The organism is Actinosynnema sp. ALI-1.44 (genome assembly GCF_001984155.1).
Taxonomy (GTDB): Bacteria; Actinomycetota; Actinomycetes; order Mycobacteriales; family Pseudonocardiaceae; genus Kibdelosporangium.
Genome location: NZ_MTQO01000052.1, coordinates 560,150 through 572,586 on the forward strand (window position 1 = coordinate 560,150; position 12,437 = coordinate 572,586).

Below are 12,437 nucleotides of genomic sequence, written 5' to 3' on the forward strand. Positions count from 1 at the left end.
TATCGCGCCGATTCCGGACCTCACCCACAAGCGGCCATGATCTCGAACCACCTCGCGCCCCCGGATCGGCTCGAGTCATGGCCGCTGTCCCCTCCCCCCGGGTCGTTCCTATCGCGGCGACATCGGGTTACCGCAAGGTGAGCGCCCGTGACACCTCGAGGTAACTCGGTACTCTTCACTCGTTCGGAGGTACGCTGGCATCAGAAGGGGTGGAGGCGATGGCCGGCAACAACGTCCCTTACCGACAAAGCCTGCTGGACGCCATGGCGGTGCTCAACGGGCAATGGGTCCCCGCGGTGCTGGCCTCATTGGCGCCCGGCCCGCTGAACTTCACCGAATTGCTGAATGCCATCAACTCCGCGGAAGAACGGTCCGGTTGGACCAACCACGTTCGGCCGCTGACGCGAAAAGTGCTGACCGAGACGTTGTCGCGACTGCAGCGTTACGGCATTGTGCGGCGGCAGAACACCACGGACGAGCTGTTCCAGCCGGTGTTCTACGAACTGACCCCGATGGGCAGTTCGCTGCTGCGCTCGGTGCGGCCGCTGATCAAGTGGGCTCAGGACCACCAGGCCGAGTTGACGTCCGTGCGCCCGCGGCGTGACGACTAGCGGCCTGCCTCGCGACCACGACCTGGTCGCGGCCGCTGTCCTTGGCGGCGAACACCGCCAGGTCCGCGGCGAGCAGCAGTTGGTCGAGCCCGCCGTCGGTGGCCGGGTAGCGCGCCGCGCCGATGGACACGCTCAGGCCGTCGACCACCTCGTTGTCGTTGATCGGCACACGCAACGCGCGGACCCGTTCGCAGACGCGTTCGCTGAACTCGGCGATCCCCTCGTCATGGACATCCGGCAAGGCGACCGCGTACTGCCCGCCGTTGAACCGGCCCACCACGTCGTAGCGGCCGACCTCCGTACGCAGCACCTCGGCGACGGCCGCCAGCACAAGATCACCCGCGCGTCGCCCGTGGGCGTCGTTGACCTGCGTGAAGTGGTCGATGTCGACCACGAGGACACCGAGACCGGCGTTCTCCCGACGAGCGCGGTCGAACTCCTTGGCGGTCACCGCACGCCACGCGTTGGCGTTGAGCAGCCTCGTCGCCGGGTCGGTCGCGGCGGTCTGCTCGAACTGGCGTGCCACCAGACCGCGGTGCAGCACGTGCAGTGCGAAGAGGAAGAACACGACCAGCAGCGGTTTCCAGTCCAACAGGATCGCGGCGAGAGCACCGAGGCAGATCGTCGCGAATTCGAGCATGTTCGCCGACCAGGTGCCGAATATCCGGACCGGTTCGAGCGTCCGCTTGGACAAACCGATGGCACCGGCGACCAATCCCGAGTTGACCGCGGAGAACACCACGACAACGAGCGGAATGCCCCAAACCGACTCGGGGAACGCGACCGTGACAAGACTGCGCGGACCCAGCAGGTACTGCACAGCACTCGCGGCGTGACAGGCGAGAACGATTGTCGCGGCGCTGAACGTGAGCCGATACGGACGCACCCCGCGGACCTGGTACCAACTGCGAATCCACAAGTGCGCGTAGAGCACGACGACAACGGCCGCCGCCAGGCCAGGTGACAGCAGCAAAGCGGCGGCGACCGTCCAGATCGACGTGAGATTGACGTGCGGCGTGTCGGAGAAACTCCGCCGCACCCGTTCGACATGCCGCGAAATTTCCCCATTGATCAGCCCGAGCCCGATGATGACGAGGACCATGCGAAGATCGGCCGAAGCAGGCGGGGCCTCGATGAGCAAAAACGCCGTCACGACCACGGCGAGAACATCGATGACGAGCACATAGCAGACGAGATAGCCCGGTAACGCCCACAACGACCCGTTCGCGGACCGATGTCGGCGAAGTCTGTAGCGGGGCAAGGTCATCACTTCTGTCATCTCCCCAGTTCGGACAAATGCAACCGCCCGATCCCCAACGTACCTGCCGGAGAACTACGAGGACACAGAGTTACGCAACAGACCGCGAACAGTTACGTCGATCACTCCGCTACCGCGACGGCGCAAGAGCGGAGAAACAAGATCACCCGACAGTTCGTTCCGCGCGCATTTCAACCACTATGAGAAGAACGTTCACCTCGCCGTAACCCCGGAATACCCCGTGCAGCGCTCATCTATAAGGGGACACTCTCGTCCGTTCGAACCGCGGGCGGCCAGAGTCCACTTACTCTGTGTCGCGTGGGCCAGAAGACACCACGGGACTACGACCGGCTGCTGCGGGAATCGCGGCGCCGGGAGTCCTGGCTGCGCGCGTCCAATGAGATCACCGCGGCTTTGTTGACAGGCAACGGATCCGACCTGCACCTGGTGACTTCCCACGCTCGTGACGTCGCGGGCGCGCCGTTCGCGGCGATCGCGCTGCCGGACGACGAACGACCGGGAACCCTGGTCTTCCACGTGGTCCTCGGCGCGGAGCACCTCACCGGGGCGTCCATCGCCATGGAGGGCACCGCGTCCGGCATGGTCTTCAGCTCCGGCAACCCGCTGCTGATCGACAACTACGGCGACGCCGCCGCGTCGTGGCAGGGCGACGGCGGCTCGGTGGCGCCGTCGGACCTCAAGCCACTCGGGTCCGCCGCGATCGTCCCGCTGACGGCGGGTGACGCGATCCTCGGCGTGCTGCTGCTGTGCCGGCTGCGGGACGAGCCGCTGTTCGAACAGTCCGACCTGGACCTGTTGCGCAACTTCGCCGCACACGCCGCGTTGGCGTTGCAGTACGCCGCCGCGCGCGCCGACCAGCAGCGCCTGGTGGTGTTCGAGGACCGCGACCGGATCGCCAGGGACCTGCACGACCTGGTCATCCAACGGATCTTCGCGACCGGGATGGCGCTGGAGGCCGCGGCCGCGCTGGTCGCGGCGGACCCCGACGACGCCGCCGCCCGCATCCGGCTGGCCGTCGACGACCTCGACCAGACCATCCAGGAGATCAGGACCACGGTCTTCGCGCTGCGACACCCGCCTGCCGAGAGCCTGCGGTCCCTGGTCGCCGCCGAGGTCACGGCGGCCGAGCCGACACTGGGGTTCAAGCCGTCCGTCCGGTTCGCCGGCCCCGTCGACACCTCGGTGCACGCCGAAGCGGGCAAGCAACTGGTGTCCGTGCTGCGGGAAGCGTTGTCCAATGTGGCCAGGCACGCGCACGCGACCAGCACGGCGATCGAGATCGTCTCCGGTGACGACCTCGTCCTGCGGGTGACCGACAACGGCATCGGGATACCGGACAGCGGGCGCCGCAGCGGGCTGAGCAACATGTCCGTCCGCGCGGGCCGCCTCGGCGGCTCGTTCCACATCACACCGGCCGAGCCCGGGACGGAGTTGTACTGGTCGGTGCCCTTGCGTTAGGGCCTGCGGCGGTTCTGCTTCAGTTCGGTGGCCAGCACGGCCGCCTGGGTCCTGCGCCGCATGCCGAGCTTGGCGAGCAGGTTGGACACGTAGTTCTTCACGGTCTTCTCCGCGAGGAACAGCCGCTCGGCGATCTGCCGGTTCGTCATGCCCTCCCCGATCAGCTCGAGCACCTTGCGTTCCTGCTCGGTGAGTTCGGCCAGCTTGTCGGTCGGTCCCTTGCGCAGGCGGGTCAGCACCTGGGTGGTGGCGGCGGAGTCGAGCAACGACCCGCCCTGCGCCACTGTCCGGATGGCACGCACCAGGTCGCCGCCGCGGACCTCCTTGAGGACGTATCCCGCCGCGCCGGCCATCACCGACTCGAACAGGGCTTCGTCGTCGGAGTACGACGTGAGCATCAGGCATTTCAGGTCCGGCATGTCGGCACGCAGGTCACGGCACACCTGGACACCGTCACCGTCGGGCAGGCGCACGTCCAGCACGGCGACGTCCGGTTTCAACGCGGGCACCTTCGCCAGCGCCTCGGCCGCCGTGGACGCCTCACCGACCACGGTGATATCCGGGTTCGTGCCGAGCAGGGCCGCCACACCCTTGCGGACGACTTCATGGTCGTCGAGCAGAAAGACCTGGATTGTCACCCGGCCACGTTAGTGGCCCCGGCTGGGCCCGCGGAACGGCATTTGTCACACAAGCGGGCGAACCGCGCCGTTCGTCGGCGCCGAGGAGGGCGTCCGCGCCCGAGGCGATCGCCTCTGGTGGATTAGGGACTTTCGACTCGGTTGCGGGAGGCACCGACGAGGCAGGATCTGGCCAAGCCGGCTTGACCGACACCACGCCGGGCGTCCGCGACGACCCGCGTGGACGCCCGGCCGGTCGGCCGTGGGAAGGGATGGGGGGTGGGGCGTTGTGGACTCGGCAGGACTGGAATCGCTCTCGGCGCAGGAGTGCTTCCGCTTGCTGGCGAAGATCCCGGTGGGCCGGGTGGTGTACACCGACCGGGCGCTGCCCGCTGTGCTTCCCGTGATGTTCGCGCTGCACGAGAAGGCTGTGATCATCCGGACGTCGGCGCACAGCAGGCTGGCGGTCGCCGCGACGGGGAAGGTGGTGGCCTTCGAGGCTGACGAGTACGCGGATTCGTGTGTCCGAAGTGGATGGAGCGTCGTCGCCGTCGGGCACGCCGTGAAGATCACCGATCCGGTCGAACTGGAGGTCGTGCGGCAGTTGGGGCTACGGGCGTGGGCCCCGGATGCCGAGGACTGGTACATCAGGATCGCTCCTGAGATCGTCTCCGGTCGCAGGCTGCCGTCGTGAGGCTCACGACTGGGCGCACACGTGCGTCCCCTTCGACCACACCAGGCCGACGGGATTCATGGTGCCCTCGGCCGTGATCCCCACGATCGGGATCGCCTTGTTCACCTGGTTTCCCGTGTCCTGGTCGAACGCGATGAAGCCGCTGGCGCCCGGCACCGCCGAGTTGCAGTCGAGGTTGGCGATGAAGTTGGCCACCGCGCTGGGATCCTTGGCCGGGATGTCCTTCGCCGCCTGCGTCGCCGAGACGACCGCGTCGTGCAGCACCATCGCCGTGCCGTCCCAGAGGTCGTCGGCGGCGAACTTGTGGGTGCCGAGGAACTTCGCAGAGAAGTTCTCGTAGTTGGTCTGGTACGCCGTGGAGGAGGTCGCCTGGGGGAAGTTCTTCCACTGGTCGGGGTGGGCCAGCGCCGTGTACAGCACACGTGCCTTGATGTCGCCCTGCAAGGGCATCGGTGTGCCGACGAGGGTCGCCGCGTCGTCACCCGTCATCACCGTGACCTCGCCGACCTCCTCGCACGCGCCGTCTCCCGACAACGCCGTGACGAAGGAGCGGACGTCGACACCGCGACCGGCGAAGTAGATCAGGTCCGGTCTGCCGGTGCACACGTCGGAGTGCATCCCGGAGAAGAGTCTGCGCAGCAGTTCGTCGCGGGTCGCGCCGGTCGGCTCGGTGTCGGGCGACTCGTACTTCTTGGTGAACGCGATCCTGATGTCGGTGCGGCGCGCGAACGCGCTCGCCAGCGTCGCGGCGTAGATGTTGCCGGGGTTGGTGTCCTGGATCATCATGATCCGCCGGTAGCCCTGGGCGACCACGTAGTTCGCCGCCGCGTTGGCCTCGTCGGTGTTCGTCGGGCCCACCCGGAAGAAGTTCTTGATCCGCTTGCCCGCCAGGTCGGTGTTCATGCTGTCCGCGGTGATCGTCGCGCCGATGGAGGCGATTCCGTGCAGGGACAGCTCGGCGACGGCCGCGCGGCTGTTCGCCACGCTCGTGCCGATCCCCACCACGGCCACGATCCGCTGGCTCGGGGCGGCGGCGACGATCTCGTCGACCGCGATCCGCCAGTGCTCGGCGTTGCCGCCGAAGTTGGCCAGCAACAACTTCGTTCCCGCGGCCTTGCCCTCCTCCGGCCACGCGGCGGCGATCGCCCCCTGGATCTCGTGCCGCAGGAAGCTCAACGGCGTGCTGTCGATCGCGGGGTTCACGGTCATGTTCTCGAGCAGGACGACGGTCCTGAAGTCCCCGGTGACCTTGCTGTTGTAGGCGGCGATGATGGCGTGCAGGTCGCTGAGCGGGTCGTTGGCCCGCATCGGCGTGGAATCGAGGTTGAGCCCCATGCAGAGGTACGGGGACCCGACGGCCTTCGTCCCCGCACCGCAGGGACCCGGCTTGGGCTGGTCCCAAGGACGGACCATGCCCAGCCACGCCCCCAGCGCGACGAGGACCACGACCACGGCAGGCCAACGGTATCGCGCCAGCCAGTGCCGGGGCTGGATCGGCGGTTGGTGGGTTCTCGGCATTGTCAGTCTCCGATCAGCCGGCCGCGCTTGGCCAGGTCGATGGCCTTCTGCAACGGTTGGATGTCCCCTAACCGGGACTTGTTGGCCAGGTGGGTGAGCGCGGTGACGATGACACCGTCCAATGCGGGCTCACGGGCCGACGACCTGTCCTGCAGCAACCAGCCCGCGGCGACGAGGCGCGCGATGCTGTTGCGGACCTCCGTTCCGGCGGGTTTCCCCGCGGTGGCGGCCTTGACCACCTCGTCGTGCAGCGCGAGACACCCCACATCCGACGGCAGGTGGTTCGGGGCGCGGATGACCAGCAGGAGCCGCTCGAGCCAAGTGCGGTGGGGAATCCTGTCGAACTGCTCGTCGAAGAAGGACACCACCTCGGCGCTCTGACCGAGCGCACACATGCCGTAGGCGCGGCGGACGGGGTCGTTGCGGGTGTCCGGGTCGTCGCGCAGCAGGGTGAACTGGTCGACGTACGTGGGTTGCCCGCCATCACGCCGTGACAGGGCAGCCACCAGGTTCAGCTCGACCCACGGGTGCAGGACACCCTGGTTCGGTGTGATCGCCTGCGCGTCGGACAGGGCCGCGACCCACAACGAGGTCCGCAACTCGGTCAGGATGACGCCGACCAACGGTTGGTTGGCGCGGCCCTCGGTGGATACCGGGATGAGCCATGGCGCGGTCGCGAACGGGGCGGCGGTGACGAAGTCCTCGATGTCGACGCCGTCCACGTGTTCGGTCAGCCGCAGCGCGGCCAGCCGCGGATACGGTGGCTGGTCCACGCCCAGCACGTCACGAGCGCCGCGCTCGACGGTCCGGTCGCGCAGGTGCCGGGCCAGGTACGTCACGGCCAACGGCAGACCGTTGGTGGCGCGCAGGACGAACTTCACCTCGGTCGACTCCCGGTCCGCCCGCAGGATTTCCGCGATGTGGTCCGATTTCAGCGGGTCGAGCAGCAACGGGTAGTACTTCGACGACGCCTCTTCCCAGTCTGCGTAGTCGGCCTTGCGCAAAGTCGTCAACGGTCGCAGGCTGTCGTCGGTTCCGGGGTGCCACCACGGCGGCAACCATTCCGTGAATTCGTCACTCCACCGGCCGCTCGTCGCTATGACGAGCAACGGATCATGCGTGCCGTGCGGGAGCTGATCTCTGGCGTTGTCCAGATCGGCGAGGAACTGCCTGCCACCGGGCAGGTGGACGTCGTCGAGCAGGATGGCCCAGTTGTGCACGTGCTTGCCCTGGTCGCCTTCGGCGCACTTGCACTGACCGCCGCGCTCGGGGCGTGACATACGTTTGTGGTTTTCCCGGACGTCGCCGAGAAATGCCAGCAGCAGCCGCTCGGTCTGCTGGACGGCCGACAGCCCGTTCAACGCCACGAGTGCGTCCAGCAGGTCCCCGCCCTGGGTCTGCGGGAAGTCGGCGAGGTCCTTCATGGCTCGGCGCAGTTTCCTCCGCACCGGCTTGACCACTACCGGGAACAGCCGTCTGATCAGCTCGATCAGCGACGGGTCGAGCAGTTCGGCCGCGTCGGCCGCGTCGGCGACCTGGTTGACGACCGCCTGGACCGCGGTGTGGCCCAGTGCCGCGTGGAACTCGTCGATGAACGACGACAGCCGCGCCCGGTCGGCCTGCCGGTCCTTGTGGTCCAACTTGGCCGAGATCGCGATCAGGGCGATGGAAAACCGGAGGAATCCCGGTTTCCGCCGATTGCGCCACCGCTGCGACAAGCCGTAGACGAGCTGGATCAGGACCTCATTGGTGGTCGGCACACCGGCACCGGACGTTCGCTTGTCACCGAAATTGTATCGGGCGTGGACCACGGCCCAGCTCATGTCATGGTTAATGGCGTCCAGCGCATATGTCTTGCCCGCTCCCACCGACCCGAGCAGAACGATCATCGGCGGGCTGCGGCGATCCCGGTACCGCAGCATTCGATGGTAAAAACGAACCGGTTCGATCTCCGGCAGAGGCAATGGGCTCCCCCCTTGTTCGCACCTGACTCAGCCTGGATCAGAGAATCCTAAAAGCTGTACCGACAATTGTCGTACACCCGATCAGCTAGTCATGCACTTGAGTACGGGCTGACCCGCTCAGTTCACCTGGATGCCAGGTGAACCGGCTAGACAGTGCCGGTGACCACCTCCTTCTCACTCGGCAGACGACGGTTCCTCGCGCTCGCGGGGGCCGCCGCACTGGCCCAGGTACCAGCGCACACCGCCGCCGCGGCGCCGAACCCCGGCGGCTACCCCTTCATTCTGGGCGTGGCGAGCGGGGACCCCACCCGATCGGGTGTGGTGTTGTGGACGCGGCTCGTCCCCGAGCCGTTCGCCGTGGGTGGCGGCATGCCGAACACGAAGGTGCCGGTCGAGTGGCAGGTCGCGGCGGACGAGCGGTTCCGGCGAGTCGTCGCGCGGGGTACGGCGTGGGCAGTGCCCGAGCTCGCGCACTCCGTGCACGTCGAGGTCGACGGCCTCACCCCGGACCGGGAGTGGTTCTACCGCTTCCGCTACCGCCAGGAGACCTCCCCGGTCGGCCGGACCCGCACCACGCCGTCCCCGGGCGCGCACGGTGGTTCGCTGGCTTTCGCGTTCGCGTCCTGCCAGGACTGGGCCAGCGGCTACTACCCGTCGTACCGGCACATGGCGAGTGATGACCTCGATCTCGTCGTGCACCTCGGCGACTACGTCTACGAGGGCGGCATTCCCGCCGATGGCGGATACCGCAGGACAAGCACTCCCGACATCCTGCGGCAGGCCCCACAGGACCTTGAGCGCTGGCGGATGCAGTACGCGCTGTACAAGAGCGATCCGGATCTCCAGGCCGCGCATGCCCGGTTCCCCTGGGCGGTCACGTGGGACGATCATGAGGTAAAAAACGACTACGCGGGCACGCGCCAGGAACACGCGGGCGACATCAGCGCGTTGCGTGCCGCCGCTTACCAGGCGTGGTATGAGCATCAGCCGGTGCGGTTCCGGTCGCACATCTACCGGCGGCTGCACTGGGGCAGGCTCGCCCAGCTCGATCTACTCGACGGTCGGCAGTACCGCAGCGTGCCGCCGTGCGGCTGGGGCGAGGCGGACGCCTGCACCGGTGGTTACGCGCCGGACGTGACCATGCTCGGTTTTCCGCAGGAGAAGTGGCTGTACAGCGGGCTTGCCACGTCGTTGGCGCGGTGGAACATCATCGGCAGCAACGTGATGGTGGGGCGGTTGGACCACGACGGCGCCAGCGGCAACAAGCTGTGGCACGACGCGTGGGACGGCTATCCCGCCGCGCGCAACCGGCTCACTGACGCGTGGACGCGCCACCGCGTGAGCAATCCGGTTGTGGTGACTGGGGACTGGCATTCGACATTCGTCAACGACATCCACGAGGACTTCGACCGGCCGTCGTCCCGAGTTGTCGCGACGGAGTTCGTCGGTACGTCCATCTCGTCCAACGGGGACGGTGAGGTGTACGGGCCGTACTACGGTCCGATGATCAAGTACAACCCGCACATCAAGTTCTTCGACGGCGACCGGCGCGGGTACTTCCGCTGCCACGTGCGATCCACGCAAATGACCGCGGACCTGTGGATCGTCAGCACGGTCAGCCGCCGGGACGCGCCGGAGTCGACCTACGCCTCCTTCGAGGTGGAATCCGGACGACCCGGGGCCATCAAGCGGTAAATCTTTCACCTGTTCGGTCCATTGAGGAAACGGATCATCCCGGCGCACGCTGGGGATCCCTGCATCGACGCTGGAGGACACCATGCGCCGGTTATCCGTGCTGTTCCTGTTGGTCGCGTTACCGAGTGTGCTCGGTATCCAAAGCGCACAAGCCGCTGCGGGCGCGTACACCGCGCTGGGCGACTCGTACTCGTCGGGAACGGGCTCGCGGACCTACTACCCCGACAGCGGCGACTGCCTACGCTCGCAGTACGCCTACCCCGTCCTCGTCGCGCAGCGCAACGGTTCCGCGCTCACTTTCGCGGCGTGCTCGGGTGCCCGGATCGCCGACGTGCAGAACAACCAGCTCGGCAGCCTCAACTCCGGCACCGCCTACGTGACCGTGTCCGCCGGGGGCAACGACGCCGGGTTCAGCTCGGTGATCACGCAGTGCGCCAAGCCATGGCCGTACACCTGCACGAACGAGATCAACGCCGCCAACACGACCATCCGGGACGCCATCCCGGGCCGGCTGGACGGTTTGTACAACGCCATCAAGGGACGCGCGCCGAACGCGAAGGTGGTCGTGGTCGGCTACCCGCGCCTGTTCAACGGCGAGGAGTGCAACGCGCTGGCCAGGATCAGCCCCGGCGAGCAGGCCGAGTTGAACAAGAGCGCGGACCTGCTCGCCGGGGTGATCTCGGCACGGGCCGCCGCACACGGATTCGCTTTCGTCGACCCGCGTCCAGCGTTCACGGGTCACGCCGTGTGCGACGACACCGAATGGCTCAACGGCCTGTCCAACCCGATCTCGGAGTCCTACCACCCCAACCGGACCGGCCAGTCATCCGGCTACACGCCGTTGGTCGCCGCCAAGCTGTAACTCTGTCACGACGCGGCGTTGAGCGGCAGGTGAGCCGCCAGCGCCGTGCCGCGGCGGATCTGGAACTCGTCCAGCGCCCCCGTGAGGCGGTTGGTGCCGTCCGGCTTGGCGCCGAGCCTGAAGCCCTGCACGACGAACGTGTCACCGTAGGTCGCCGATCCGCTCGCAGCCGTGCCGCCCACCGGGTTGCCGTCCACACTCAGGGTCAGTGCCCCGGCTTTGCGCGAGGCCACGTCGTGCGCCTGCGTGTACTGACCTTCGAAACCCCACCACAGGGCAGGCAGGTCGCCGGGGAACCTGCCGGTCGCCGCCTGGTCGAGTTCGACCGCCGTCAGCGCCCTGCGGTACAGCCGGAAGTCGTCCAACGCGCCCTGCATCACGTCCGTCCCGTCCATCTTGGACCCGAGACGCAGTCCCTTGGTGGCGTCGGCCTGGTCGGCGCTCACCGATCCGGTCAGCCCGGTGGCTGTCGCGGGTGTGCCGCCGTCGACGCTGAGCTGGACCTGGTCACCGGTGCGCGTCAACGCCAGCAGATGCCAGTGGTTGTCGCCGAAAGCGACACGGCTTGTGTTGTCCACCAACGGGATCGCGACTTGGGCCGTGTCCGTCCGCACCCACGCGTAGAGCCGGTCCTGACCCGTCGGCGGAGAACGACACGCCGCCCTCGTAGAGCGCGCCGATCTCGCCGCCGGTCAGCTCGGCGGCCGTCGTTGGCCGACCGGCGCACCACCAGGTCGATGTCACCCCGGTCGGCACGACGGGGACTTTCGGGCCTCGGCGAAGGCCAGCAGCGTCCCAGCGGTGGTCCTTGCCAGGACTGGGATCCGGAAGCAGCCGTATCCGGCTGTGCCGCCCCGGTAGAGCACCTGCTGGACGCCGACCAGCGCCGACGACTGCGAGACGCCGCTTGCCACCGCAGTCGACACCGCAGTCGCAGGTAAGGCCACGAGAAGAGCGCAGACGAGTGCCAGAAGTCTTCGAGACACGATGATTCCCTTGCTCCCCCAAGCCTGGGGATACCGTATCGCGGAACGGAACCGTTGCCGGTACGTTTCGCTGATCACCGAAAACCCGTGGCCGCGGTGAGCACCTACCTGGCATCGTCCGCGCCGTGCGCCTTGCGACTGTCGGGGATGTCCCGGGGATCGGGGCGCTGATGCGTGCCTCGGCGACGGAACTGTTCCCCTTGTTCTACTCCGAACAGCAGGCGGCCAGTGCCGCGATCCACCTGACCGAGCCGGACCTGGCGTTGATCGAGGACGGTACGTACTTCGTGCACGAAGCGGGCGGCGAGATCGTCGCGTGCGGCGGCTGGAGCAGGCGCAACAAGCTCCACGCGGGATCAGGCGCGCGGTCCGACGACGACCGCGTGCTCGATCCCGCCACCGAGCCCGCGCGGGTGCGCGCGATGTTCGTGCGCCACGACTGGACTCGGCGAGGTCTCGCCAAGGCGATCCTCGACGCCTGCGTCCAGGCAGCGCGTGACGAGGGATTTCGCTCACTCGCGCTGATGGCCACGCTGCCCGGCGTGCCGCTCTATCGCGCGTTCGGCTTCTCCGAAACAGGCAAGGTCATGCTTCCACTACCCGACGGAGTGCGCCTCGAAGGCGTGGCGATGACGTTGGACCTCGTCTCCTAATCACTTCTCCCGCGTTTTCGCAGATAAAGTGGCGCGATCGGCACAATGCGAGATCCGATGATCCCCACGGCCTGTCAAGAGAATGTGACCAACATTTCCC

Annotated in this window: 11 protein-coding genes and 1 pseudogene; 6 read left to right on the plus strand and 6 right to left on the minus strand. The window is 67.4% G+C overall.

Going from position 1 to position 12,437, the window contains the following annotated elements; genetic code table 11:
- Positions 1-218 precede the first annotated feature (218 nt).
- Complete coding sequence (locus ALI144C_RS40550) at positions 219-611, plus strand: winged helix-turn-helix transcriptional regulator (RefSeq protein WP_143231153.1); 393 nt, start codon at positions 219-221, stop codon at positions 609-611.
- On the opposite strand, the gene ALI144C_RS40555 is transcribed toward ALI144C_RS40550, so the two are convergent.
- A complete protein-coding gene (locus ALI144C_RS40555) occupies positions 550-1,890 on the minus strand; it encodes a GGDEF domain-containing protein (RefSeq protein ID WP_083753810.1) in 1,341 nt (446 codons plus the stop codon). The genes ALI144C_RS40550 and ALI144C_RS40555 overlap by 62 nt on opposite strands.
- 297 nt (positions 1,891-2,187) lie before the next feature.
- Here ALI144C_RS40555 and ALI144C_RS40560 point away from each other — a divergent pair, with 297 nt between their 5' ends.
- Positions 2,188-3,348, plus strand: a complete 1,161-nt coding sequence (locus tag ALI144C_RS40560) for a GAF domain-containing sensor histidine kinase (RefSeq protein ID WP_076992518.1) — start codon at positions 2,188-2,190, stop codon at positions 3,346-3,348.
- On the opposite strand, the gene ALI144C_RS40565 is transcribed toward ALI144C_RS40560, so the two are convergent.
- Positions 3,345-3,986 carry a response regulator gene (locus tag ALI144C_RS40565; protein WP_076992519.1) on the minus strand — a complete coding sequence of 214 codons (642 nt, stop codon included), beginning with the start codon at positions 3,984-3,986 and terminating at the stop codon, positions 3,345-3,347. The genes ALI144C_RS40560 and ALI144C_RS40565 overlap by 4 nt on opposite strands.
- Positions 3,987-4,254: 268 nt before the next feature.
- On the opposite strand from ALI144C_RS40565, the gene ALI144C_RS40570 reads away from it, so the two are divergent.
- Entirely contained in the window at positions 4,255-4,659 is a 405-nt protein-coding gene (locus ALI144C_RS40570) for a pyridoxamine 5'-phosphate oxidase family protein (protein ID WP_076992520.1), read from the plus strand.
- 3 nt (positions 4,660-4,662) lie between these two features.
- Here ALI144C_RS40570 and ALI144C_RS40575 read toward each other — a convergent pair whose 3' ends face one another.
- On the minus strand, positions 4,663-6,177 hold the full coding sequence (locus tag ALI144C_RS40575) for a hypothetical protein (protein WP_076992521.1): 1,515 nt from the start codon (positions 6,175-6,177) through the stop codon (positions 4,663-4,665).
- A 2-nt stretch (positions 6,178-6,179) separates the two neighbouring features.
- Positions 6,180-8,099 (minus strand): hypothetical protein, encoded by a 1,920-nt coding sequence (locus ALI144C_RS40580; RefSeq protein WP_076992522.1) that lies wholly within the window; start codon positions 8,097-8,099, stop codon positions 6,180-6,182.
- Positions 8,100-8,300: 201 nt separating this feature from the next.
- Here ALI144C_RS40580 and ALI144C_RS40585 point away from each other — a divergent pair, with 201 nt between their 5' ends.
- Both ALI144C_RS40585 and ALI144C_RS40590 read left to right on the plus strand, forming a co-directional pair.
- A complete protein-coding gene (locus ALI144C_RS40585) occupies positions 8,301-9,836 on the plus strand; it encodes an alkaline phosphatase D family protein (protein ID WP_143231155.1) in 1,536 nt (511 codons plus the stop codon).
- Between the two features lie 82 nt (positions 9,837-9,918).
- Positions 9,919-10,698, plus strand: a complete 780-nt coding sequence (locus tag ALI144C_RS40590; protein ID WP_076992524.1) for an SGNH/GDSL hydrolase family protein — start codon at positions 9,919-9,921, stop codon at positions 10,696-10,698.
- A gap of 5 nt (positions 10,699-10,703) precedes the next feature.
- Here the strand turns inward: ALI144C_RS40590 and ALI144C_RS40595 are convergent.
- Positions 10,704-11,324, minus strand: a pseudogene (locus ALI144C_RS40595) (LamG-like jellyroll fold domain-containing protein); the annotation flags it as partial.
- Between the two features lie 114 nt (positions 11,325-11,438).
- On the minus strand, positions 11,439-11,684 hold the full coding sequence (locus ALI144C_RS54945; protein ID WP_143231156.1) for a sialidase family protein: 246 nt from the start codon (positions 11,682-11,684) through the stop codon (positions 11,439-11,441).
- Positions 11,685-11,809: 125 nt separating this feature from the next.
- Between ALI144C_RS54945 and ALI144C_RS40600 the strand changes: the two genes are divergently transcribed.
- Positions 11,810-12,337: a GNAT family N-acetyltransferase gene (locus ALI144C_RS40600; RefSeq protein WP_237774547.1), complete on the plus strand. Its 528-nt coding sequence runs from the start codon at positions 11,810-11,812 to the stop codon at positions 12,335-12,337.
- The last annotated feature ends 100 nt before the right edge of the window (positions 12,338-12,437 follow it).

Coding starts and splice junctions, on each gene's coding strand:
- ALI144C_RS40550 (WP_143231153.1), top strand. CDS start 219: ATGGCCGGCAACAACGTCCCTTACCGACAAAGCCTGCTGGACGCCATG.
- ALI144C_RS40555 (WP_083753810.1), bottom strand. CDS start 1,890: ATGACAGAAGTGATGACCTTGCCCCGCTACAGACTTCGCCGACATCGG.
- ALI144C_RS40575 (WP_076992521.1), bottom strand. CDS start 6,177: ATGCCGAGAACCCACCAACCGCCGATCCAGCCCCGGCACTGGCTGGCG.
- ALI144C_RS40580 (WP_076992522.1), bottom strand. CDS start 8,099: ATGCTGCGGTACCGGGATCGCCGCAGCCCGCCGATGATCGTTCTGCTC.
- ALI144C_RS40590 (WP_076992524.1), top strand. CDS start 9,919: ATGCGCCGGTTATCCGTGCTGTTCCTGTTGGTCGCGTTACCGAGTGTG.